The organism is Nocardia sp. CC213A (assembly GCF_030766805.1).
In the GTDB taxonomy this organism is placed as follows: Bacteria; Actinomycetota; Actinomycetes; order Mycobacteriales; family Mycobacteriaceae; genus Nocardia; species Nocardia otitidiscaviarum.
On record NZ_JASFXA010000016.1, the window covers coordinates 162,273 to 183,640 of the forward strand.

Sequence of the window (21,368 nt, forward strand, 5' to 3'; positions counted from 1 at the left end):
CCGTGCATCGCTCTTCACTGTGCGGCTAGAGGATGGGGATGTCGGGCGGGATTTGCAGGGCGAGAGTGATCAGTGAGTGCACGCGGGCGGCGATGATATTGAGCAGCCCGTGGACTTCGCTGGGTGCGGCCTCGGCGGCGGTCTGCAGAATCTTGAGGTCGTCGTCGATCCGTGCCAGGAGTTCGCCGACGTTGGCGGGCTGGGATTTGAGCGCCGTGGCGATCTCGTCCAGGGGGATGCCTTGTGCCTCGAGGCGTCGGATGAGGTGGATGCGGTCGACGTCGGCGGGATCGTAGAGACGGTAGTTGCCCGCGCTGCGTTGCGCGGGAACGAGCAGACCCAAACCGGTGTAGTAGTCGATGGTGCGGGCGCTGACCTCGGCGCGCGCGGCGAGGTCGCCGATCTTGACCAGAACCTCCGTCATCAGCACCCTCCTTCCGCAATGGATCTCAACCATACAGTGGCCCGTGCTACCGTGAGGAATTCCGAGCCGCGCTCAGCGTGCACCGCCCGGGGGCGCAATGGCGCTTCGCTGAGAGGATCGGAACTCGTGTGTGTAGCAAGCTCTTTCGTGGGGCACGCGCGTCTCGGCGGGTGACGACACCCTTATCAGGCTAGACCGAACCGTACAGTGCTGCGTGCTACTGTGAGGCATGCCTGATGATGGTGGCGATAGACAGGGCAGCGGCGCAGCCGGAGCGGCCGATCGGTTTCAGGGCCGATGCGCAGAGTCGGCCTGCCTCGGAGGCCAGCGGTCGCTATCTGCTGTCGATCATCGTCACACCGCGCGTATCCGTCACCGACGTGGCGAGCGATTCGCCGACTGACACTGTGAGCATCGACCACGTGCCGCGATCGCGCTGTGGGTATTCCAGCTTGCCGGAATGGGTTGAGCCCATGGGGGATGCACCACTGCCCCCGCATTCGCGGGTGCACATTCTTTTCGTTCCGGATCGATACCCGCAAGAATCTGGTGGACCGTGCGAGGTCTGCCGCCAACCCCGATGAATAGAGGAGTGAACGAGTAATGGGTGTGAGTCTGGCCAAGGGCGGCAATGTGTCGTTGTCGAAGCAGGCGCCGAATCTGACCGCGGTGTCGGTGGGCTTGGGCTGGGATGTGCGGTCGACGACCGGGACCGATTTCGATCTGGATGCCAGCGCGATCGCGACCGGTGAGAACCACAAGGTGGTGTCGGATCAGCATTTCGTGTTCTACAACAACCTGCGTTCCCCCGAGGGCACGATCGAGCACACCGGCGACAACCTGACCGGCGAGGGTGAGGGTGACGACGAGGTGATCAACGTCGATCTGGCCAATACGCCGCCGACCATCACCAGCATCTTCTTCCCGGTGTCGATCCACGACGCGACGGCGCGGCAACAGTCGTTCGGGCAGGTCCGCAATGCGTTCATCCGCGTCGTGGACCGTGCCAACGGCGCGGAGCTGGCCCGCTACGACCTGACCGAGGACGCCTCGACCGAGACCGCGATGGTGTTCGGCGAGCTGTATCGCAATGGCGCGGAATGGAAGTTCCGTGCCATCGGGCAGGGCTACGCCTCGGGGTTGGCGGGCATCGCCCGCGACTACGGCGTCAACATCTGACGACGAATCGACCAAAGGGACCACGTGGCAATCGATTACACCAAGAAGCCCGACACCGCGACCGGGTCGTCGGCGGTGAGCCTGAGCAAGGTCACGCTCACCAAGACCGAGCGCAGCGTCAGCCTCACCAAAGCCGGTGAGCGCCAGGGCGTGATGCGGGTGAATCTGAACTGGACCAGTGCGGCGCCGCGCAAGACCGGATTCCTGGCGAAGCTGACCGGACTCGGCGGCGGTGTCGATCTGGACCTGGGCTGCCTCTACGAACTCGCCGACGGCACCAAGGGCGTGATCCAAGCGCTGGGCAACAGCTTCGGCGCGTTGCACACCCCGCCCTTCGTGGCACTGGACGCCGACGACCGCACCGGCGCCGCCGCGGGTGGTGAGAACCTGAACATCAATCTCGAACGGCCGGAGGTGTTCCGACGGATTCTGGTCTTCGCGATGATCTACCAGGGCGCGCCGAACTGGGCCGCGGTCGACGGGGTGGTCACCATGTTCCCGACCGCGGGCCCACAGGTCGAGGTCCGGTTGGATTCCGCGGTGGAGGGCGCGCGGATCTGCGCGATCGCGTTGCTGACCAGTAGCGGTCAGGGAGTGACCGTGCAACGCGAGGTCGACTACATCCGCGGCAATCAGGCCGATCTCGACCGTGCCTACGGTTGGGGATTGAAGTGGGCGCCGGGCAGCAAATGATCCGAACCCCGGGCCGGTAGCGAATAGCACTGCGCCGCAGACGGACCCGGAAAGCGAGCCCCGGCCTCGAACGCGGCCGGGGCCGTCGCGGCCCCGAATCCGTCCCGGCGTCGGCGCCGTACCTTGATCTATTCCCGGTCCCACATCCGTTTTCTCGAATGAGAGAGGCCATGAAACGCGCGAAGCGCAAATATCGAAAACCCAGCCCGCCCCCTGCGGACCCTCCTCCGCAACCTAGCGCCGAGGTGAGCTCGTGCTGACCGCGTTGAGCATCCTCCTCGGCATTCTGGTTGTCCTGCTCATCACCGCGTTGACCGGGTATTTCGTCGCCCAGGAATTCGCGTTCATGGCCGTGGACCGATCCCGCCTCAAGGCCCGCGCCGAAGCCGGCGACACCGCCGCCGGTCGCGCCCTGTCCGTCACGCGCCGCACCTCGTTCATGCTCTCGGGCGCTCAGCTCGGCATCACCGTCACCGGACTGCTGGTGGGTTATGTCGCCGAACCACTGATCGGGCGAGGACTCGGCGAACTGTTCGGCGGGGTGGGCGTGCCGACCGCGGTCGGCGTCGCGGTAGGCACCGTGGCTGCCATCGCGTTCTCCACCATCGTGCAGATGGTCTTCGGTGAACTGTTCCCGAAGAATCTCGCCATCGCCCGCCCCGAGCCCGTGGCCCGATGGCTGGCGATGTCGACCACGGTGTATCTGAAGGTGTTCGGCTGGCTGATCTGGCTGTTCGACCAGTCCTCCAATCTGTTGCTGCGCGCGTTGCGCATCGAGCCGGTGCACGATGTCGAACACTCGGCCACCCCCCGCGACCTCGAGCACATCGTCGCCGCCTCGCGGGACGCCGGGGAACTGCCGCGCGAGCTGTCCACGCTGCTCGACCGCATCCTCGACTTCCCGACCGGGACTGCCGAGCACGCGATGATTCCCCGCTCGCGGGTGGACACCGTGCACGTGGACGAGCCGGTCTCCGCGGTCCTGGCGCGCATGGGGTCCGGTCATACCCGCTACCCGGTCGTCGGCGCCACCAACGACGACCTGCGCGGTGTCATTCATCTGCACGACCTACTCGACGGCCCGCCCACCGGGACCGCCGGTGCCAGGCTGCGGCCCGCGGTCATGGTGCCCGAATCCCTGCCGCTGCCCGAGGTCGTCGCCCAACTCGGTGCGGCCAAGGACGAGATGGCCTTGGTGGTGGACGAATACGGCGGGTTCGCCGGCATCGTCACCGTCGAAGACATCGCCGAGGAACTCGTCGGCGAGATCGCCGACGAGCACGACGCCGTCACCGAATCCGACATCGTCGCCGAGGGTGAGGGCTGGCTCGTCGCGGGTGATCTGCACCTGGACGAGATCGAGCGTCTGCTGGATCTGCACCTGCCCGCAGGAGACTACGAAACCCTCGCCGGATTGGTCATCGCGACCTTCGGCGGCCTGCCCGAGGCCGGTGACCGCGTTGAGATCGCCTTGCCGCCCAACGGCGCCGACTACGCCGCCGAGCACCGGCCGGTCGCGCGCACGCTGGTCGTGCAGGTGCGCGGAGTGGACAAGCGGGTGCCCTCCTCGGTGTTCATGTCCGTTCGAGTCGAGCAGGAGACCGGCGCGGATGAGTAATCCCTGGACGATCGCCACGATCACGTTCGCGTTGATCGCGGCCAGTGCGTTCTTCGTCGCCGTGGAGTTCGCGCTCATCGCCGCGCGGCGGCATCGGCTCGAAGACGCCGCGCCCACCAGTCGCGCCGCCCGTGCGGCGCTGCGCAGCTCCTCGGAGCTGTCGGTGCTGCTGGCCGGTTCCCAGCTCGGCATCACCGTGTGCACCCTGGCCCTGGGTGCGATCACCAAACCCGCTGTGCACCACTGGCTGACGCCGCTGTTCGAGAACTTCGGTGCCCCGCTGTGGTTCGCCGATGTCGCCGGGTTCGTGCTGGCGCTGGTCATCGTGACCTTCCTGCACCTGGTGGTCGGGGAAATGGCACCCAAGTCCTGGGCGATCGCACACCCGGAGAAGTCGGCGACCATGCTGGCCATCCCGATGCGAGCGTTCATGGGGCTGACCCGGCCGCTGCTGACCGCGTTGAACCGCATGGCCAACTGGTGCCTGCGCAAGGTGGGCGTCACCCCGGTCGACGAGGTCGAAGCCGGGCAGGACCCCGCCGCGCTGCGCCACCTCGTCGAGCACTCCGCCACCGTCGGCACCCTCGACGAGCGCTACCACGGCAACCTCACCAGCGCACTGGAACTGGAAAGCCTCACCATCGCCGACATCGTGCGGCCCAACCCCACACCCAGCGCCGTCACCCCCGACGCCGACCTGGACACGATCAAAACGACATCCCGCACCACCGGTCACCTCCGGCTGCTGGTCCGCGACCCGAGTGCGATCCACGGCGTCGTCCATGTGCGAGACAGCCTCACCGCCGCCCCGCGAACCAGCGCGAGAGATCTGATGCGGCCGGTGCTGACCATGACCACCACCGTGCCGGTGTACGAAGCCCTGCGCACGATGCGTGAAGCCCGCAATCATCTGGCCGTGGTCACCACCCCCGACACCGGCCAACTGGTCGGGCTGATCACCATCACCGACGTGCTGCAACGACTGCTTCCCACCGTTGCGGCCAACACGCGGTAACACCCGGTTCCTGATCGCTGAGGCACACAGCCTCAGCGATCAGGAACCGTACTCGAAGATCGGTGGCAGCCGCACGCGATCCGCGACTCGACAGCGCGGCAATCCATACAGCGCTACGTGCTAGTGTCAAGTCATGCCTGGCGCGGACGACATGGACAGTCCCAGTACGACTTTGGGTCGATCCGCGTCGAATGCCATTGCAGCGAACGTACGTTCGCGGTGCGGCGATCGGCAGTCCGACCGGGGCCAAGGGGGCGGTACCAGGCTGGGCGGCGTGCGATCGCAGGGCGTTTCCGTGGCCCGCTTCGACTGGGCCCGGTGGTGTTGTCCCGGTGTGAGCCGGGTGTTTTCGGTGGGCCGGAACTCGGCCGCCGTGATGATCGATAGGAGAAATCGGAATGGGTGTCAGTCTGACCAAGGGCGGCAATGTGTCGCTGACCAAGCAGGCCCCGAACCTGACTGCGGTGGCCGTCGGCCTGGGCTGGGACCTGCGCACCACCACGGGCACCGACTTCGACCTCGACGCCAGCGCCATCGCTCTCGGTGCGGACAAGAAGGTCGTCTCGGACGGGCACTTCGTGTTCTTCAACAACCTGAAGTCCCCCGAGGGCGCCATCGAGCACGCCGGCGACAATCGCACCGGTGAGGGCGAGGGCGACGACGAGGTCATCAATGTCGACCTGGCCAACACCCCGCCCACCATCGACACCATCGTGTTCCCGGTCTCGATCTACGACGCCGATTCGCGCGGACAGAGTTTCGGACAGGTCCGCAACGCTTACATCCGCGTGGTCGACCGCGCCAACGGGACCGAGCTGGCCCGCTACGACCTGTCCGAGGACGCCTCCACCGAGACCGCCATGGTGTTCGGTGAGCTGTACCGCAACGGCGCGGAGTGGAAGTTCCGGGCCACCGGTCAGGGGTACGCGTCCGGGCTGACCGGGATCGCCCGCGACTTCGGGGTCACCATCTGACTCGCGCCGAATTCCCGGTGCCGCAACGTGATACGAACGCTAGATAGGTTGTGAGCTGTGATTACGCTCAGGAAAGAACACGGTGCCGCCGATCTCGCCGGCATCGCGAAGTTGAGTGTCGGGGTCAGCTGGGATCCCTCCGCGGGAGCCAGCGGCGGGCTGCTCGGCATCGCGCGTCGTAAGAAGGGCGTCGACCTCGACCTGATCGCGATACTCATGCAGGGCAGTGACCCGGTGCGGTTCGCGGGGCTGGATTCGCTCGACCCGCTCGGCAACGGCTCCGTGGCCCACACCGGCGACGAGCAGACCGGCGCGGCCGCCGGCGACGACGAAACCGTGCACGTCACCTTCGCCAACGTGCCGACCGCCATCACGGCGATCGTGTTCGTGGCCGCCGCGTTCAAGAAGGGCAGCTCCTTCGAGAAGGCCAACAACATCTCGTTCAAGGTTTACGACGCCAGCGGCGGCAGCAGCCAGCAGGTCGCCGACATCTGGCCCTCGCTACTGGGCGCCGACAACGCCAACGCGATCTGCCGCGCGTTCCGCAACGGCCCGGACTGGCAGCTGGAGGTGCTGGATCGCAAGGGCAAGATCAAGCAGGGGGATATGCAGGCGCTGCTGCACTTCGCCATGCAGTAGCGGCCCGGCCTTCGGTCGCGATCGTCGCGGACTACACCGAAAAGTCCTGCCGCTGCGGTGATGTCGTGTCGTGTCGATGCTGATCGGGTGCGCGGTCAGCATTGGCGGGGTCGGCCTCGTTCGGTGTGTCGTGTTCGTCCTCGCCCAGCAGATCGCGAGCCAGTAGCGTGGCACCGGCCGCCGCGCCCGGCATCAGGAAGACCGCGACGACCGGCACGAGGAAAGCGGCGGCCAGCGGAGCCCCGAAACCCCACACCAGCATCTTGCGAGACCGCAACAGGACCAGCCGTTCTCGCAACTCGATCGAGCGACGCTGCAACGCGACCGCGGTCAGCTCCTCGGTCAGGAAGAACCCGGTGACCAGAATCGCGACCACCGGAATCACGGTCTGCCCCACGACCGGCAGGAAACCGAGCACGAACAGCCCCACGCCCCACAACCCGGCCCGCACCAGGATCCGCAGGCTGTCGCGGGCCGATGTCCACAGCTCCCGCCACAGCGGCAGACCGGATTCGGGAGCGGTGCCGTCCGGCGACACCGAGCGGTCGACCCGTTCCGAGAGCGCCTCGTAGAACGGCTGCCCGATCACCAATGTCACCGCGGTGAAGCCGAGCACCGCCAGAAACAGGAACAGGGCGAACAGTAGCGCCGTGATGAACCCGCGAAACAGCCCCGCCCACGGATTAGGCCAGTCATCGGCGAACGTCGTGATCGCCGCGGCCAAATCGTAGCCCCACACCGCGAGCGCGACCAGCGCCACGGCGTACAGAGCCAATGTGAGAACCCCCGGTAGTAGCCCGAAACCGTAGTCCTGCCGATGCCGGGTCATCCACCGTTGTCCATTGAGCAGATAGCCCAAGCCCGCCCTGAAATCTCGCACGCCGCACACCATACCGCCGCAAACTCTGACGAGTGATCGGACGGCGCGGCTGAAATCCGTTGTTGCCGAGGCTGTTAACAGTCGATCAGGCGGCGTGGATGATCAACTCGGTGGACGTTCGACGTCCGCCAGCTGTTGGCAAGTAGGGGCGGGCGAACTCATCCGCCAGGCGGCATCGCCGTCGCGCAGGTCGCCGATCCACACCGCAGAGAGGAAATCAACGATATGACGCCCGACGAGGCACACATGTTGGCCGACATTCACCGCGAACTCACCCAACGGTATTCCTCCCGGTCGGCGCGCCGCCACACCGACGAGCCCATCGACACCCTCGCCGGTTTCGTCCTCAACGCCGACGCCCACGCCCATGAGCTGTCGCAGGACATCCCGGCCAAGCTGGACCAGCTCCAGCGCACCCTCGACGAACTGCCCGCGCGGATCGCGGCGGCCGTGCAATCCGCGCAGTCCATGCAGAAGACGCTCTGACGCAGCCGGTCCGAACCTTCGGGCTTGACGCGACCATATCGTTTATCGATACTATCGATAAACGATATGGGGTGCGTCGTGGACAAGGCGTGGTGGAGCCGGGGTGATCAGCGTGCGCTGGAACTGGCTTTCGGGCTGGCAGCGCTGGTCGTCGGCGTGTTCATGCTGCTGGTGCCGGTACTGGGCGCGGTCGGGGTGCTCGACCCCTTCGACGGTCGGGAGGTTCCGCTGAAGTTCGGAACCCAGTCGCCGGAGGGGCTCGGTGGTGACGGGATCGTCGTGCGCGGGCTCGAACGAGCGGAGATCGTCGTCGTCGACCCGAGCTTCGCGCAGCGGGTGTTGCTGGCGCTTCCAGGCGTGTTCGGCGGGGTTCTCCTGCTGATGATCCTGCTGTTGCTCCTGAAGGTGATTCGCACATTGCGTACCGGCGAGGTGTTCGCCACGCGCAACGTCACGCGGCTGCGCATCATCGCGGCGACGGTGTTGGCCATGGGCGTCCTCGAACCGGTCGTCGAGACCGGCACGACCGCACTGCTGTTGCGCGGCACCGCTGTCTCCGCCGCTGTTCCGGTGACGGTCACGATCCAATTCGGCTACCTACTGGGCGGCCTGCTCGTGGCCGCCATCGCGGAGGTCCTCCGCCGGGGAGCGATCCTGCGCGCGGACGCCGACGGGCTCGTCTGATGGCCGACCCCGAGCAGCAGGGGATCGAGATCCAGCTGGATAGGCTGCTGGCGCAACGAGGTATGACGCTGGCTGAACTCGCATCCCGAGTCGGCGTCACCGTAGTGAACCTGTCCGTTCTGAAGAACGACCGCGCCAAGGCTATTCGCTTCAGCACCCTCAGTGCGCTCTGCCGCGAACTCCATTGCCAGCCAGGAGATCTGCTCACCTACCGCCCGCCAGGCTGATCAGCTTAGCCGGACCACCCCGCAGTGGACCCTGTCGAGGGCAACTCAGTCCGATACGGACCGTAATCCGCGACATCGCAGCCAACCGGCGAGGGCAGGGCACCTCGCCGTTGACGGTAAGGTCCGATTCGGTGCAGCTGCTGTCGACTGCTTCCGTGTTCAAGTGGGCACTGGAGCACCCATTCTCGGCACGCAGACCGATCGGTGGTGGTCTAGTGGTGAAAAAAGCGTGTTCCAGTCGCACTGGAACACGCAGATGGTCTCTTTGAGACAGGAAAATGGTGCGCCATCAGGGACTCGAACCCCGAACCCGCTGATTAAGAGTCAGCTGCTCTGCCAATTGAGCTAATGGCGCGTGCACTCGTGAGTGGTGCGGCAGGAACCTTAGCAGGAACAGCCTGGAATGACCGAAACGTGCGGGTCAGTGTGGTCAGGCCGAGATGACGGCGATGAGGAAGCCGAGTATCCAGGAACCGGCGATGAGGGGGAAGGCGACCAGGGCCAGGGTCCAGGTGCGCAGCTTCCAGCGGATGGCGCGGGCTATCCACAGGGCCACCAGCATGAGGGAGGTGGCGATGCCGAACCAGGCGACGGCGTAGGCCAGGGGGAGGTATCGGGTGTCGCCCGATTCACGTGTCGCTATCTCGTACACCGGAACGGTTCTCGCCGCGAAGACCGCCGTGGCGCACGCGAGAGCGTAGATCACCACGGTGGCAAGGCGATCCGTCCAGCGCACCGGCGGCTGCCACCACTGCGCCATGACCCCAGCATGACCGATCGCGGAATTCCCAAGGACGGGAATGCCCGATACTCGGCGATAGACCGTCCGATGCCCATGGGTGAACGAGGTTAACGATGGTGTGCGCAAACCAGCCGATACCGAGTCGTGCCGGATCGAGTGCGGGCCCGGTGCTGCCATGACCAGTCGCGCGGAACTGGTCGGGTTCATCGATCTGTACGTTCCCAAGATCGCTGGCGGCTTCGTGAAATCGACCATCGAGGCCGCGGAGGAGTACTTCGAGACCGCGATCCTGCTCTTCGCCTCCGGAGAGGGGAGGCGACAACCCGACCTGGTGAGCTGGATGGACGAGCGGCGGTTGTTCAGCGACAAGGGGTTGTCCGCTCCGCCGGGTGAGGCGGTGATGGCCGAGGACTATACCTCGCGTCAAAGCGAGGTGGACGAAGAGAAGCGGCAGATCGACGAGCAGGGCGACGCGGTCCGCGATTCCGCGTTCGCGACCTTCGACCTGTCGAATTCGACATATGTGTCGATCAAGGAGCGCATCGAACGTCTCGACACCGAACTCCGCGGCATCACCGAACGCACCGATGTACGCGATCTGGACTCCGACGGGAATACGGTGGAGTATCTGCCGCTGACCGCCGCGCAGAACATGCAGGCGCTCCGCCTGGTGCTCAACGCGGTGTCGGATGTCCATGGTGCGGTGGAGAACGCCTCGGCGACGAGCCGGAATCATGCCGGCGATATCGACCGCTCCCATCCCGCGCCGATGAGCTACTCGGCTCCCGTAGCGCCCGTGGCACCCGTGGCGCGCTACAACGGGACCACTCCCTGGACGCCCACCAATGCGAGCTATGTGGCGTCCGACGTCACCGATCCCGCGGCCCGTGCCCTCGCGGCGGCCCGGAGTCAACTCGGCGTCCGCGAATTCGGCAACAACTCCGTGAACGCCCCGTACAACATCAACGACGCGTGGTGCGCGTCGTACGCCGACTGGGTCTGGGATCAAGCGGGCCATCAGGTCGACTGGACCAACAAGAACTACGTACCCGCTATCTGGAACGACGCGCAGAGCATGGGGCTGGCGGCATCCCCCTACGACGCCGAACCCGGCGATATGGTCATCTTCAACTGGGACGGTGGAGAACCCGACCATGTCGGAATCGTCGTCGCCCGGGTGGGCGACACCATCTACACCATCGAGGGCAATACCACCGGACCGGACGGGGTCGACGGTGTCTACGAGAAGCAACGCACGATCAGCTCCGGCCAGATCGTCGGCATCGTGAAGCAGCCGCCCACCACCGCAGCGCCACAGGAACGCCCCGGAGAACTGCTGGTCTGAGTGCGTCAGCCGACAGCGCCGCCGACCAGGAAATGCCCCACCGCACCGGATATCACGATCACCGGCAGCGCGATGGCGGGCCAGAGCCAGGCGCTGCGGCGAGTCACGGCCGAGACGGCGGCGAGCACCAGGGCGCAACCGAGGGCGAGGGTGATGCCGCCACCGGCGATCACGAAACCCACCAGCGCCTGCGCGGGCGGACGAATCACGGTGCACTGCACCGAGAAATCGCGCTGTGCGGTGCAGCGGTTGCGGATCAGGTCGAATGCCTTGCCGAAGAGGTCGTAGGCCCAGAAGAGGGCGACCACCACCCCGACCGCGTACACGGCGGTCGCGAGCAGCAGATCCTGCTTCCGCAGTGGCTGGCGCGGCGTGGACTCCATTGCGGCACTGTCGCTTCGGGTCGCGGACATCCCGTCACCCGCGGGCTGCGCCGGTGACTCCACCGCCGGCTGCGCACCGCTCCGGGGATATCCCCGCTGTACGCCGGGCGCACCAGGAACGTCCGGATGCGGTGCGGCATCGCGGAATTCGCCGGATGGACCCTGCGGTCGCGATTCTCCGGGATGAACCCGGCGACCGGGACCGCCACCCGGAACCGGACCGATCGGAGCACCGGGAGGTCCGTACGGAATGGATCCAGGTCCGCCCGGAGTACCGATCGGACGGGCCGGTCCGCCCGGGACACCAGCGGGCCCACCCGGTGATCGCAGTGGCTCACCCGGTGATTGCGGTGGCCTGCCCGGGGTTCCGAATGTTGCGCCCGGACCGCCCGCGGGATACGGGGGGCGGGTGGCTCCACGCGGCGGCAGCGGGCGGCCGTCCGACTGCTGGGTCGGCGTCGGGTCGGGATTGAGTCCCCGGGCACCGGGTTCCCACGGCTCCGACAGCCGCCCAGGCTCCGGCACCACCTGCCCGCCCGGATAGCGTGAGCCCTGCTGCGGCCGCCCGGGATGTCGGGGCGCATCGGAGGCCGGGTGTGGTCGCGGCGTATCCGGACCGGGGTGGCGCGAGTCGTCTGGCGCGGGCATGGCGGGCTCCCCCCGGTTGTGGAACGAATACCTTCCGCATTGTCGTCGTGGCGCGGCCGCAACGCCACTCCGATTCCCGTGGCACCGACGGTTTCCGCGGCCTGGCGACGAGCAGACACGAAGGAGTTCCGCCCGGTCGGCGGCGAGCAGAACACGAGCGGCCCACCGTCCCGGCGAGCAGAGCTCAGGCGTGTCCGCTGACCGGCGGCGGGCGGAACGCGAGGTGAGCCCGCAGACCAACGACGACCGAAACACGAGACAAGCCCGCAGACCAACGACGACCGGAACACGGGCGAGGCCGCAGGTCGGCGGCGACCGGAACCCGAGGTGAGTAGGCTGCCGGTGGTGAGCGAGCACCTCAGTGCACCGGACTTCGACGCCGCGGTCGTGTACGCCATTCCCATGCGAACTCGGTTCCGCGGGATCACGGTTCGCGAGGGGATGGTGATTCCGGGGCCACGCGGGTGGGGTGAGTTCTGTGCGTTTCCCGAGTACGACGATCGGGAGGCGGTGGGGTGGCTGGCCACGGCCGTGGAGCAGATGACGGTGGGCTGGCCGGAGCCGGTGCGGGAGCGGGTGCCGATCAACTGCACGGTGCCCGCGGTGGATGCCGAGCGGGCCCGGGAGATCGTGGCCGCGTCGGGCTGCCGCACCGCCAAGGTGAAGGTGGCCGACCACCCTGATTCGCTCGCCGAGGATCTGGACCGGGTGGCGGCGGTGCGCGATGCGCTCGGCACGGACGGTGCGATTCGGGTCGACGCCAATGCGGCGTGGGGTGTGGACACCGCCGTGGCGCGGATCAAGCAGATCGACCGTGCGGCAGGCGGATTGGAGTATGTGGAGCAGCCCTGCCGCACCATCGAGGAGCTGGCGGCCGTGCGCCGCCGCGTCGATGTGCGCATTGCCGCCGACGAATCCATCAGGCGCGCCGAGGATCCCATGCGGGTGGCGGTGGCCGGGGCCGCCGACGTGGCCGTGCTCAAGTGCACGCCACTCGGCGGGGTGCGTCGCGCGCTGAACGTGGCCGAGGCAGCCGGACTGCCGACGGTGGTCTCCTCCGCCCTGGAGACCAGTGTCGGGCTCGCCGCCCAGCTCGCCCTGGCCGGAGCCCTCCCGAACCTCGAATTCGCCTGCGGCCTGGGCACCCTCGCCCTGCTGACCGGCGATCTGGTGACCGACCCGGTGCGCCCGCACGACGGCTACCTCCCGGTGCCCCGCACCCCACCGACCCCGGACCCCCGACTACTGGAGCGCTACCGCCACCCGGACCCCGACCGCACCGCCTGGTGGCACGCCCGCTTGGACCGGGTGCGCCGACTGCTGGACTGAGCTCCACCCGCGTCTCGCGTGGGCCATTCGTGCACCAGCCGCTGCCGCAGTCCGCTGACACTACGACCCCGGCAAACCTGCGGCACCGGGCAGGTTCCCGCCTTGGTCACCGCAACTACCCTGTGTCGCAGGGAAGGCCGGGGTCATCGTCGGCTCCTCTAGCGCCCGGCCCGATGTGACCGACCCCGTCGCAGTCGACCGTCAGCAATGCGCCGCCGCAGTCGTGTGCACGTCCCAGCGCGTCACGCGGAACATCGGCGCCAACCCGGTTCACGACCTTCGGTGGGACTCACTCGGCGGTCGAGTAGCCCGTGTGCGGGTGGCACAGCGCCAGCCCGGACCGATGTCGAACCGGACTGGGCCATGCACCCGGCGCAGACTCGACCTCGCACGCGACTCCAACGAGCTCGGTCGGCCGCCGATCCCCGCGACGCGTCGATCAGCGGCTTCCGACCGCTTCGAGGCGGAAGCGGTCGGCGTGTTCGGTGACCCACTGTTCGAAGGTGCGGGCCGGGCGTCCTAGCAGACGCTCGACGGTGTCGTCCACGGTGGAGCCTTCACTGGGCGGTGATGCGTACCAACCGATCACGTACTCGGCGTCCGCGCGTGCCACGCCGGTGGCCATGAGCCGCTCGACGGCCTGCTCGTGGGTGATGCGGGCGAGGGTGAGTTCGCGGCCCACCGCGTCGGCGAGGATGCGCAACCGCTCGGCGATGGTCAGCGCCCGGGGTCCGGTGAGGTTGTAGGCACGTCCGGAGTGACCGTCCTCGAGCAGGGCGAGCGCCGTGACCGCCCCGATGTCGGCCTCGTGTACCAGGGCGCTCGGATGGTCGTAGGGTTCCCGCACCACGCCTTCCGCGCGAATCGAATCGACCCAGGTCAGCGTGTTGGACATGAATTCCTGCGGCTCCAGCCGGGTCCACTCCACACCGGATTCCGCGACGGCCTGCTCCACGGGGCCGACCATGCCGCCCCACACAACGGTGATCCGGCGTACGCCCGCCGCCACCGCCCGCTCGACCAGTTCGGGGCCGACCGCCGCGAGACCGTCCGTCACCGTGAGGTGCAGGCGGCTCACCCCGCCGAGAGCCGCCTGCACCGTGTCCGGGTCGGTGTGCGTGCCTTGCACCAATTCCACTGCGGACGGCAGCTTTTCGGCTGCGGCGCGTGGATCGCGAGTGAGCGCCCGCACCGGCTCGCCGCGGCGCACCAGTTCCGCCACCACGTGACGTCCGGTGTTCCCGGTAGCGCCTGTCACCAAGGTCGTCATGACGTTCTCCTTTCGTCGTCGCCGACGACGGTAGAAGCTAAACCTTGGTTCAGGTCAAGTGCGGTTGAGCCGGCGCGTATCGCCGGCCAGCGGGACGCGAGTTCGTCCACCGCACGGGACAGCGGCTGGGTACCGTCCTCAACGGCCAAGGCGTCGCTCAGTAGCACGGCGATCGCCCCGGCCTGCCGGTCGAATGCCGACACCACCCGCCGGATCGCATCCAGTTTGCGCTGGCAATCATCCGATGCGCAGGTGTGGTGGGCCAGGAGATCGTGCAGCGCTTCGTCCATCTCACCCCAGGTGGGGACGGCGACGCCATCGACGGAATCCGCGAGGGAACGGGATTCGGCAGGCCGGGTGCTCATCGCGCACCGCCGACCAGACCCGGCATGCCGCTCCAGCCGGAGTGGATGCGGCGGTGCCGGCGCCGCCGAGCGCGGTGCAGCCCCGTCACCGGCAGACGCGGGACCACGATGGTGCCGTTGCCCTCCACGTACCGGAGGACGAAAGGGGGACGGTCGCGTCCTTCCCGATAGTCGTCCCGCACGCCCCACATCGCCCACACCGTGATCGTGGATGCCGCGGCTATCACAAGCGCTGCCCAGTACATTCGGCCACTCCTGCCTGCATAGGGGAAAGGATTCGATACCGAGCGGCGACTCCGCGGTGCGTCGTCGTCCGGCGTGAATCTCAGTACACACCCGAAACAGGTTGTGGAAAACGAACATTGCCGGACACGCGGGAAATACACTGGAATTTCACGACGGAACGTTTCACCGTGTGCGCGCCCGGATAGCGAGGCTAAGGAAATGTCTGGATCTACGGTAACACGTCGAGCCTTCGGCCGCATGCTTCGGGAGATGCGTGAACGCGCCGGTAAGAGCCTGCTCACGGCCGGTTTGGAAATCGATGTATCGCCGCCGACGGTGTTGCGGTTGGAACAAGGACTCGCGTCCAAGGTGTCGGGGCCGCAGATCGAGAAGCTACTCGACCTCTATCGACTCAGCCCGCGCGAACGAGCCGGAGCGATGGAGTTGTGGAAGGAGGTCCGCGAACAAGCGAAAGTCGCTAAATTGCAGGGCACTTCGAAGGCTTTCTGGCAGGCCTACGCCGATCAGCTCGCGGCGCACTTCCCGCACTATCTGCGTCTGGAAGCAGCAGCGAGTTCCGTCACCACCCACCAGCTGGTACTCATGCCCGGGCTGCTGCAAACACCCGACTACCGTCGGGCCATGGGCCGGATGGACAATCCGGAACTCTCCACAGTCGATGCGGAGCGGCGCGTGGAGTTGATGATCCGAAGGCAAACCAGACTGGGCAGCACGGGCTTTCGACTCCGGGCCTTCATCTCCGAGGCCACGTTGCGACATCAGATCGGTGGCCCATCCGTAATGGCCGAACAACTGCGTTGGCTGGTGGCCGCTGGTGAAATTCCAGGCTTGATAGTCCGAATCATCCCGTTCGGCCCCGCCTATCGCGCGCTGACGATCGGCTCCTTCACGCTGCTGGAGTTCCCTACGCTGGAACGAGGCCTGCGGGAACCTCCTGTGGTCTATATCGAAGACGCGTTCGGCGCTTTGTACCACGAACAAGAAGCCGTGGTCACGAAGTATCGCGAGGCGGTCGAGAGCCTGCACGCTGTAGCGTTGAGCGAGGAGGACACCAGAGACATGGTGTTGCGTGTTGCGAAGGAGTACGCGGCGTGACCGGCAATCCCCCTGTTGGCGAGTGGTTCAAATCCAGCAGATCGGAGCATTCGAACGCGTGCGTGGAGATCAAGTTCGAGGGCACGCGAGTCGGCGTGCGGGATTCGAAGCACCCGGGCGGCCCGGAGCTGAAGTTCGACGGCGCGGCGTGGGACAGCTTCCTGGACAGCGGAATCTGGGAAGCGTGACGCGCCACCGCGGATGACCGCGGGGTCCGAATCGGACCCTCAGAGACGCACACCGCAGCCGAGCATGGTGGTGCGCATGAGCAATGCGGCCTCCGGTCCGATCACACCGTCGATCAATTCCAGATAGCGGTCACAGAATTCGGGGCCGTGCGGCGCGCATTTCTCCGAATCGGCCTCGAGATGGTGGGCGAGTTCGTGCAGGATCACCAATTCGCGGAGTGCCCAGGCACTTCCGTTGGCGTGCAGGGGGACGGCCAGCACGGCCCCGGTCACCTCGTAGTGCGCCGCCTTGGACCCGGCGCGCGCACGCACGGTGACCGGTGTGGCGGCGCGCGGCCAGTGTGCGCGCACCCAGTTCAGGGCCAGCACCCGGTCCGCGTAATCCTGCACCGATGCCACCGAGGCGAATTTCCGCTCCACGGGCAGGGTCAGCTGCGACCCGTGCACCTCCACCGTGCGCGCGCCGAATTCGTCGGCCCGTTCGAAGATTCCGCGCACCAGTGCCTCCGCGTCGTAGACCCGGCCGCGTTGGGAGTCGCGGGTCACGATCCGCCGCCGGGCAGTTCGCCTCGGGCCGCGCCCAGTTCCGGTGCGGTGCCCAGACGCGCGGCCCGTCCGGCGCGGTCCCCCGCCCGCCGCGCGGCCGACGAATATCCCGCCGAGGCTTCCGGTCCGCGCCAGGTGCCGCGCGCCTCGGAGGTCTGCCGGTAGAAGTCCGTCAGGGCGATCTCCTTGTCGCGCAAGGCGAGTGCGGTGCCATTCACGGTCCCGGCGGCGGCACTTCCCGCGCCATCACCGGCCGCACTGCCACCCGCCGCGCCGCCATTTCCGGCGTTGTCCCCCGACCCGTCGGTGCGCACCGCCTCGGTCTCCACCTCGGACTTCACCTCGGCGAGGCGGCGGCCGACGCGGGCGGCGAAGGCCATCTGGAAGTTGAGCCGCGCGGTCACCGCCGCCACCGGGGCCCGCACCCGGGTGCGTACCGTGCGCCCGAAACGCTTCTCGGTGACCACCTTCTCGACCGTCCCGGACTTGTACGCGCCCGACTTGATGTACTGGTCCGACGCTCGCACCATCTGGATCAGCAGACTCGCGTACAGCGCCTCGCAGGTGTCGATATCGCCGTCGAAGCCGTAGGCGTACACCTGGGTGGAGGTGCGGGCCACATCGCAGCGCACGTCGTTGGCGGCGGCGATGGCCACGAAAAGCTGTACGTAGGTGCGCAGTCCCCGCTTGCCGGGCGCACCGATCGGGATCACCCGCTGCACCGGCGTCGGTCGGCGCTCCCGACTCGCCACATGCGAGCGCGCCACCGCCAGATCGATCGACGAGCGGGTCGCCAGTCGCTGCGCGGCCGCCATGAAGGCTTCCGCCTCGTGCTCGTTCTCGGTGGACTCCGCCTGGCGGAGCAAACCCCCGATCCGCGTCAACATCCGGTCCTGAGATGACATCGACCCAAGCCTAGCTGGCGGTACCGACGACGATCGGCGGCCCGATGCCTGAGGTAGTTCCGGCGCGAGACCACCCGACCATGTATCTTCCCTTGTGCAAACGGCTGAGTGTGCCGCCGCTCACGTCTCGAACCCCTGGAGTTACAGCGATGGCTTTGAAGAAGGTGTCGTCCCTACGTAAGTCGCTCGTGCCACGAGCCGCCTTGGCGGCCGCGGGTGCGGCGTTGCTGACGGCGACATTCGCCACCGGCTGCTCGAGCGACAGCGGAAACGATGCCGCCTCGGAGAACCTCACCGGGCGCGGACCGATCACCTACGTCGAGGGCAAGGACACCACCGAGACCGGTGCGGTCAAGCAGCTCATCGACCGCTGGAACGCCGCGCACCCGGACGAGCTGGTGACGTTCAAGGAGCAGTCGAACGACGCCTCCCAGCAGTACGACGACCTCAAGCAGCATCTGCAGGCCAAGTCCGCCGACTACGACGTGGTCGCCCTGGACGTGCCGTGGACCGCCGAGTTCGCCGCCAAGGGCTGGATCCAGCCGCTGCAGGACTCCTTCGCCATCGACACCTCGACGCTGCTGTCCCCGCCGGTCGCGAGCGCCACCTACAACGGCACCCTGTACGCCGCGCCGCGCAATACCAATGGCGGCCTGCTGTTCTACCGCACCGACCTGGTGCCGAACCCGCCCAAGACCTGGTCGGAGATGCTGTCCATGTGCCCGATCGCGCGGGAGAACAATATCGGCTGCTACGCCGGTCAGCTCGCGCCCTACGAGGGTCTGACCGTGAACACCGCCGAGGTGATCAACGCCTACGGCGGCACCTTCGTCGGCCCGGACGGCAAGACCCCGACCGTCGACAGCCCGGAGTCGCGCGCCGGTCTGTCGGTGCTGGTCGACGCCTACAAGAACGGTGACATCCCGAAGGAGGCCATCTCCTTCACCGAGACCGAGTCGCAGAACGCGTTCGCCCAGGGCAACCTGATGTTCCTGCGCACCTGGCCGTCGTTCTACGGCATCGCCGGCGGTGAGGGCTCCGCGGTGGTCGGCAAGTACGGCGTGGCCCCGCTGCCCGGCAAGGACGGCGTCGGCGCCTCCACCCTGGGTGGCTACAACGCCGCCATCAGCGCCTACTCCAAGAACAAGGCCACCGCGCTGGACTTCCTGCGCTTCCTGATCAGCGAGGACGCCCAGCACATCGTCGCCTCCGGCGCGCTGCCGTCGGTGCGGGCCTCCATGTACGACGATCCGGCGCTGATCGCCAAGATGCCGTACCTGCCCGCGCTCAAGGAGTCGATCGCCTCGGCGGTGCCGCGGCCGGTGACGCCGTTCTACCCGGCCGTCTCGAAGGCCGTGCAGGACAACGCTTATGCTGCCCTCGAGGGACGCAAGACCATCGACGAGGCGATTACGGGGATGCAGCAGGGCATCGAGACCGCCGGGTCGTAACCGATTCGGCGGTGTTGGAGTCCACCGCGCTGTTCCCTGGATAACTGAGTCAGTCCCGTAGGAGAGAAATACGGTGTCACGTCCTTCGGGAGCGACCGATGTCGCGACGCCCAGCCCGAAAGATCCCGCCACCGAACTGGTGAAGAAGAAGCGGACCAGCCGCGCTGTCTTCGCCGGATCGGGCCGGGCCTGGCTGTTCGTCGCGCCGGTGCTGATCACCCTGGCCGTGGTGATCGGCTACCCGGTGGTCCAGGCCGTGATCATGTCCTTCCAGAAGGACTCCGGCCTGGACCCGTCCACCGGCATGTTCGTCGAGGGCGGCGGCGCCGGGCTGGAGAACTACACGCACTGGCTGCTGCAACAGTGCCGCGACTCGCTCGGCAATACCGTCTCCTGCCCGACCGGCAACCTGGGTTCGGCGTTCTGGCTGGCCATCGGCGTCACGCTGTTCTTCACCGTGGTCACCGTGAGCCTGGAGGTGCTGGTCGGCCTCGGCATGGCCATGATCATGGGCAAGACCTTCGCCGGGCGCGGCCTGCTGCGCGCGGCGGTGCTCATTCCGTGGGCCATCCCCACCGCCGTCACCGCGCGGCTGTGGGAGTTCATGTTCCAGTACGACGGCGTGGTCAACCGGGTGCTGGGCACCAGCATCCTGTGGACCGCCGAGGAGTGGCCCTCACGGTTCGCGGTCATCGCGGCCGACGTGTGGAAGACCGCGCCGTTCATGGCGCTGCTCATCCTGGCCGGACTCCAGGTGATTCCGGACGGGGTGTACGAGGCGGCCCGCGTGGACGGCGCGTCGGCGTGGCAGCGGTTCGTGCACATCACGCTGCCGCTGCTCAAGCCCGCGCTCATGGTGGCGATCCTGTTCCGCACCATGGACGCGCTGCGCATGTACGACCTGCCCGCCATCATGACCATGAACAACCCCAATACCCGCACCATCTCCATGCTGGTGGTGGACCAGGTGCGGCAGGGGCCCAATAGCGCGGCGGCGCTGTCGATGATCACCTTCCTGTTGATATTCGCGGTGGCGTTCGTGCTGGTGAAGTTCCTGGGGGCCAATGCGGTTCGCACCCAGGAAGAGCAGCGGGAGGCGCACTGATGACGACGACCACCGCTGCGCCGCGGGTGCGGCAGACGACCCCCTGGGTCAAGCGTCTCACCAACGGTCGGGTGTATCTCGGCGCGCTGATCATCCTGATCTGGGGGCTGGGGCCGTTCTACTGGATGGTCGTCACGGCACTGCGCGATCCGGCCTACACCTTCGACAACACCCCGTGGCCCACCCATGTGACGTTCGAGAACTTCCGCAACGCCTTCGACACCAGCCGCGGCAACGACTTCGGGCGAGCGCTGGTCAACAGCGTCATCATCGGGTCGATCACCACGGTCATCGCACTCATCGTCGGCGTCATGGCGGCGTACGCGCTGGCGCGGCTGGCGTTCAAGGGCAAGTACCTGGTGGCGGGCCTGATCCTGTCGGCGTCCATGTTCCCGGTGGTGGTGCTGGTGACGCCGCTGTTCCAGCTGTTCACCGATATCGGGTGGATCGGGCAGTACCAGGCCATGATCATCCCGAACATCTCGTTCGTGCTGCCCATGACCGTGTACATCCTGGCGTCGTTCTTCAGTGATCTGCCCTGGGAGCTGGAGGAGGCCGCCCGCATCGACGGCGCGTCGCGCTTCCAGGCGTTCCGCCTGATCATGCTGCCGCTGGCCGCACCGGCCGTATTCACCACGGCCATCCTGGCTTTCATCGCCGCGGTCAACGAGTACCTGCTGGCGCGGCTGCTCTCCTCGGACAAGACCGAGCCGGTGACCGTCGCGGTGGCCCGGTTCTCCGGTAACGATCCGCAGGTCCAGCCGTACGCCGCCATCATGGCGGCGGGCACCATCGTCACCATTCCGCTGGTGATCATGGTGCTGCTGTTCCAGCGTCGCATCATCTCCGGTCTCACCGCGGGCGGTGTCAAGAGCTGAACCCGGATCGGGATCGCGTCCACTAGCATGGGTCGCGCCGCACGCTGGGCCGC

General features: G+C 67.1%; 25 protein-coding genes and 1 tRNA gene. 16 read left to right on the forward strand and 10 right to left on the reverse strand.

The window, feature by feature from the left end:
* Window positions 1-25 precede the first annotated feature (25 nt).
* Complete coding sequence (locus tag QJS31_RS26630; protein ID WP_282776387.1) at window positions 26-424, reverse strand: MerR family transcriptional regulator; 399 nt, start codon at window positions 422-424, stop codon at window positions 26-28.
* A 603-nt stretch (window positions 425-1,027) separates the two neighbouring features.
* Between QJS31_RS26630 and QJS31_RS26635 the strand changes: the two genes are divergently transcribed.
* The 6 genes from QJS31_RS26635 to QJS31_RS26660 all read left to right on the forward strand — a co-directional run bounded on the left by QJS31_RS26635 (window position 1,028) and on the right by QJS31_RS26660 (window position 6,542).
* Entirely contained in the window at window positions 1,028-1,603 is a 576-nt protein-coding gene (locus tag QJS31_RS26635) for a TerD family protein (RefSeq protein WP_282776385.1), read from the forward strand.
* Window positions 1,604-1,627: 24 nt separating this feature from the next.
* The gene (locus QJS31_RS26640; protein WP_282776383.1) at window positions 1,628-2,296 is read left to right on the forward strand and encodes a tellurium resistance protein; all 669 of its coding nucleotides are present in this window, start codon (window positions 1,628-1,630) and stop codon (window positions 2,294-2,296) included.
* A 253-nt stretch (window positions 2,297-2,549) separates the two neighbouring features.
* Window positions 2,550-3,914, forward strand: coding sequence for a hemolysin family protein (locus tag QJS31_RS26645; RefSeq protein ID WP_282776381.1), 1,365 nt, complete (start codon window positions 2,550-2,552; stop codon window positions 3,912-3,914).
* A complete protein-coding gene (locus tag QJS31_RS26650; RefSeq protein WP_282776379.1) occupies window positions 3,907-4,929 on the forward strand; it encodes a hemolysin family protein in 1,023 nt (340 codons plus the stop codon). Before QJS31_RS26645 ends, QJS31_RS26650 begins: the two co-directional genes overlap by 8 nt.
* Window positions 4,930-5,327: 398 nt before the next feature.
* Window positions 5,328-5,903 (forward strand): TerD family protein, encoded by a 576-nt coding sequence (locus QJS31_RS26655; protein WP_282776377.1) that lies wholly within the window; start codon window positions 5,328-5,330, stop codon window positions 5,901-5,903.
* A gap of 57 nt (window positions 5,904-5,960) precedes the next feature.
* Window positions 5,961-6,542, forward strand: a complete 582-nt coding sequence (locus QJS31_RS26660) for a TerD family protein (protein WP_282776375.1) — start codon at window positions 5,961-5,963, stop codon at window positions 6,540-6,542.
* 31 nt (window positions 6,543-6,573) lie between these two features.
* Here the strand turns inward: QJS31_RS26660 and QJS31_RS26665 are convergent, their stop codons facing one another.
* Window positions 6,574-7,422 (reverse strand): EI24 domain-containing protein, encoded by an 849-nt coding sequence (locus tag QJS31_RS26665; RefSeq protein WP_282776373.1) that lies wholly within the window; start codon window positions 7,420-7,422, stop codon window positions 6,574-6,576.
* Between the two features lie 225 nt (window positions 7,423-7,647).
* Between QJS31_RS26665 and QJS31_RS26670 the strand changes: the two genes are divergently transcribed.
* The 3 genes from QJS31_RS26670 to QJS31_RS26680 all read left to right on the forward strand — a co-directional run bounded on the left by QJS31_RS26670 (window position 7,648) and on the right by QJS31_RS26680 (window position 8,819).
* Window positions 7,648-7,908, forward strand: a complete 261-nt coding sequence (locus QJS31_RS26670; RefSeq protein ID WP_282776371.1) for a hypothetical protein — start codon at window positions 7,648-7,650, stop codon at window positions 7,906-7,908.
* A gap of 66 nt (window positions 7,909-7,974) precedes the next feature.
* Entirely contained in the window at window positions 7,975-8,592 is a 618-nt protein-coding gene (locus QJS31_RS26675) for a DUF2975 domain-containing protein (RefSeq protein WP_282776369.1), read from the forward strand.
* The gene (locus QJS31_RS26680; RefSeq protein WP_282776368.1) at window positions 8,592-8,819 is read left to right on the forward strand and encodes a helix-turn-helix transcriptional regulator; all 228 of its coding nucleotides are present in this window, start codon (window positions 8,592-8,594) and stop codon (window positions 8,817-8,819) included. The genes QJS31_RS26675 and QJS31_RS26680 overlap by 1 nt, the downstream gene beginning before the upstream one ends.
* Before the next feature lie 279 nt (window positions 8,820-9,098).
* On the opposite strand, the gene QJS31_RS26685 is transcribed toward QJS31_RS26680, so the two are convergent.
* A tRNA-Lys gene (locus QJS31_RS26685) sits at window positions 9,099-9,174 on the reverse strand.
* Window positions 9,175-9,249: 75 nt separating this feature from the next.
* A complete protein-coding gene (locus QJS31_RS26690) occupies window positions 9,250-9,579 on the reverse strand; it encodes a hypothetical protein (RefSeq protein WP_282776366.1) in 330 nt (109 codons plus the stop codon).
* 157 nt (window positions 9,580-9,736) lie between these two features.
* Here QJS31_RS26690 and QJS31_RS26695 point away from each other — a divergent pair, with 157 nt between their 5' ends.
* Entirely contained in the window at window positions 9,737-10,906 is a 1,170-nt protein-coding gene (locus QJS31_RS26695) for a CHAP domain-containing protein (protein WP_306358014.1), read from the forward strand.
* Between the two features lie 5 nt (window positions 10,907-10,911).
* Here QJS31_RS26695 and QJS31_RS26700 read toward each other — a convergent pair whose 3' ends face one another.
* Window positions 10,912-11,289 carry a hypothetical protein gene (locus QJS31_RS26700; protein ID WP_306358015.1) on the reverse strand — a complete coding sequence of 126 codons (378 nt, stop codon included), beginning with the start codon at window positions 11,287-11,289 and terminating at the stop codon, window positions 10,912-10,914.
* 993 nt (window positions 11,290-12,282) lie between these two features.
* On the opposite strand from QJS31_RS26700, the gene QJS31_RS26705 reads away from it, so the two are divergent.
* Window positions 12,283-13,266: an o-succinylbenzoate synthase gene (locus tag QJS31_RS26705; RefSeq protein WP_306358016.1), complete on the forward strand. Its 984-nt coding sequence runs from the start codon at window positions 12,283-12,285 to the stop codon at window positions 13,264-13,266.
* A 439-nt stretch (window positions 13,267-13,705) separates the two neighbouring features.
* On the opposite strand, the gene QJS31_RS26710 is transcribed toward QJS31_RS26705, so the two are convergent.
* The 3 genes from QJS31_RS26710 to QJS31_RS26720 are packed head-to-tail and all read right to left on the reverse strand — an operon-like array spanning window position 13,706 to window position 15,146.
* The gene (locus tag QJS31_RS26710) at window positions 13,706-14,536 is read right to left on the reverse strand and encodes an NmrA family NAD(P)-binding protein (RefSeq protein ID WP_306358017.1); all 831 of its coding nucleotides are present in this window, start codon (window positions 14,534-14,536) and stop codon (window positions 13,706-13,708) included.
* Entirely contained in the window at window positions 14,533-14,901 is a 369-nt protein-coding gene (locus QJS31_RS26715) for a hypothetical protein (RefSeq protein ID WP_282785026.1), read from the reverse strand. Before QJS31_RS26715 ends, QJS31_RS26710 begins: the two co-directional genes overlap by 4 nt.
* Complete coding sequence (locus tag QJS31_RS26720) at window positions 14,898-15,146, reverse strand: hypothetical protein (protein ID WP_282785027.1); 249 nt, start codon at window positions 15,144-15,146, stop codon at window positions 14,898-14,900. The genes QJS31_RS26715 and QJS31_RS26720 overlap by 4 nt, the downstream gene beginning before the upstream one ends.
* Before the next feature lie 238 nt (window positions 15,147-15,384).
* On the opposite strand from QJS31_RS26720, the gene QJS31_RS26725 reads away from it, so the two are divergent.
* Together QJS31_RS26725 and QJS31_RS26730 are read left to right on the forward strand one after the other, a co-directional pair.
* Window positions 15,385-16,242, forward strand: coding sequence for a helix-turn-helix transcriptional regulator (locus QJS31_RS26725; RefSeq protein ID WP_282785028.1), 858 nt, complete (start codon window positions 15,385-15,387; stop codon window positions 16,240-16,242).
* Complete coding sequence (locus QJS31_RS26730) at window positions 16,239-16,430, forward strand: DUF397 domain-containing protein (RefSeq protein WP_282785029.1); 192 nt, start codon at window positions 16,239-16,241, stop codon at window positions 16,428-16,430. The genes QJS31_RS26725 and QJS31_RS26730 overlap by 4 nt, the downstream gene beginning before the upstream one ends.
* 39 nt (window positions 16,431-16,469) lie before the next feature.
* Here QJS31_RS26730 and QJS31_RS26735 read toward each other — a convergent pair whose 3' ends face one another.
* Both QJS31_RS26735 and QJS31_RS26740 read right to left on the reverse strand, forming a co-directional pair.
* Complete coding sequence (locus tag QJS31_RS26735; protein WP_282785033.1) at window positions 16,470-16,979, reverse strand: TIGR04338 family metallohydrolase; 510 nt, start codon at window positions 16,977-16,979, stop codon at window positions 16,470-16,472.
* Complete coding sequence (locus QJS31_RS26740) at window positions 16,973-17,881, reverse strand: DUF2786 domain-containing protein (RefSeq protein WP_282785030.1); 909 nt, start codon at window positions 17,879-17,881, stop codon at window positions 16,973-16,975. Before QJS31_RS26740 ends, QJS31_RS26735 begins: the two co-directional genes overlap by 7 nt.
* A 149-nt stretch (window positions 17,882-18,030) precedes the next feature.
* Between QJS31_RS26740 and QJS31_RS26745 the strand changes: the two genes are divergently transcribed.
* The 3 genes from QJS31_RS26745 to QJS31_RS26755 all read left to right on the forward strand — a co-directional run bounded on the left by QJS31_RS26745 (window position 18,031) and on the right by QJS31_RS26755 (window position 21,315).
* Window positions 18,031-19,332, forward strand: a complete 1,302-nt coding sequence (locus QJS31_RS26745) for an ABC transporter substrate-binding protein (protein WP_282785031.1) — start codon at window positions 18,031-18,033, stop codon at window positions 19,330-19,332.
* A gap of 136 nt (window positions 19,333-19,468) precedes the next feature.
* Window positions 19,469-20,437, forward strand: a complete 969-nt coding sequence (locus QJS31_RS26750) for a carbohydrate ABC transporter permease (RefSeq protein WP_282785034.1) — start codon at window positions 19,469-19,471, stop codon at window positions 20,435-20,437.
* On the forward strand, window positions 20,437-21,315 hold the full coding sequence (locus QJS31_RS26755) for a carbohydrate ABC transporter permease (protein ID WP_081592815.1): 879 nt from the start codon (window positions 20,437-20,439) through the stop codon (window positions 21,313-21,315). Before QJS31_RS26750 ends, QJS31_RS26755 begins: the two co-directional genes overlap by 1 nt.
* Window positions 21,316-21,368: the final 53 nt, after the last annotated feature.

What these genes read in the sequence shown, in the direction of transcription:
- QJS31_RS26630 (WP_282776387.1), bottom strand. Translation starts at nt 424, where the DNA reads ATGACGGAGGTTCTGGTCAAGATCGGCGACCTCGCCGCGCGCGCCGAG.
- QJS31_RS26635 (WP_282776385.1), top strand. Translation starts at nt 1,028, where the DNA reads ATGGGTGTGAGTCTGGCCAAGGGCGGCAATGTGTCGTTGTCGAAGCAG.
- QJS31_RS26650 (WP_282776379.1), top strand. Translation starts at nt 3,907, where the DNA reads ATGAGTAATCCCTGGACGATCGCCACGATCACGTTCGCGTTGATCGCG.
- QJS31_RS26655 (WP_282776377.1), top strand. Translation starts at nt 5,328, where the DNA reads ATGGGTGTCAGTCTGACCAAGGGCGGCAATGTGTCGCTGACCAAGCAG.
- QJS31_RS26670 (WP_282776371.1), top strand. Translation starts at nt 7,648, where the DNA reads ATGACGCCCGACGAGGCACACATGTTGGCCGACATTCACCGCGAACTC.
- QJS31_RS26675 (WP_282776369.1), top strand. Translation starts at nt 7,975, where the DNA reads ATGGGGTGCGTCGTGGACAAGGCGTGGTGGAGCCGGGGTGATCAGCGT.
- QJS31_RS26680 (WP_282776368.1), top strand. Translation starts at nt 8,592, where the DNA reads ATGGCCGACCCCGAGCAGCAGGGGATCGAGATCCAGCTGGATAGGCTG.
- QJS31_RS26690 (WP_282776366.1), bottom strand. Translation starts at nt 9,579, where the DNA reads ATGGCGCAGTGGTGGCAGCCGCCGGTGCGCTGGACGGATCGCCTTGCC.
- QJS31_RS26695 (WP_306358014.1), top strand. Translation starts at nt 9,737, where the DNA reads ATGACCAGTCGCGCGGAACTGGTCGGGTTCATCGATCTGTACGTTCCC.
- QJS31_RS26700 (WP_306358015.1), bottom strand. Translation starts at nt 11,289, where the DNA reads ATGGAGTCCACGCCGCGCCAGCCACTGCGGAAGCAGGATCTGCTGCTC.
- QJS31_RS26710 (WP_306358017.1), bottom strand. Translation starts at nt 14,536, where the DNA reads ATGACGACCTTGGTGACAGGCGCTACCGGGAACACCGGACGTCACGTG.
- QJS31_RS26715 (WP_282785026.1), bottom strand. Translation starts at nt 14,901, where the DNA reads ATGAGCACCCGGCCTGCCGAATCCCGTTCCCTCGCGGATTCCGTCGAT.
- QJS31_RS26720 (WP_282785027.1), bottom strand. Translation starts at nt 15,146, where the DNA reads ATGTACTGGGCAGCGCTTGTGATAGCCGCGGCATCCACGATCACGGTG.
- QJS31_RS26725 (WP_282785028.1), top strand. Translation starts at nt 15,385, where the DNA reads ATGCTTCGGGAGATGCGTGAACGCGCCGGTAAGAGCCTGCTCACGGCC.
- QJS31_RS26740 (WP_282785030.1), bottom strand. Translation starts at nt 17,881, where the DNA reads ATGTCATCTCAGGACCGGATGTTGACGCGGATCGGGGGTTTGCTCCGC.
- QJS31_RS26745 (WP_282785031.1), top strand. Translation starts at nt 18,031, where the DNA reads ATGGCTTTGAAGAAGGTGTCGTCCCTACGTAAGTCGCTCGTGCCACGA.
- QJS31_RS26755 (WP_081592815.1), top strand. Translation starts at nt 20,437, where the DNA reads ATGACGACGACCACCGCTGCGCCGCGGGTGCGGCAGACGACCCCCTGG.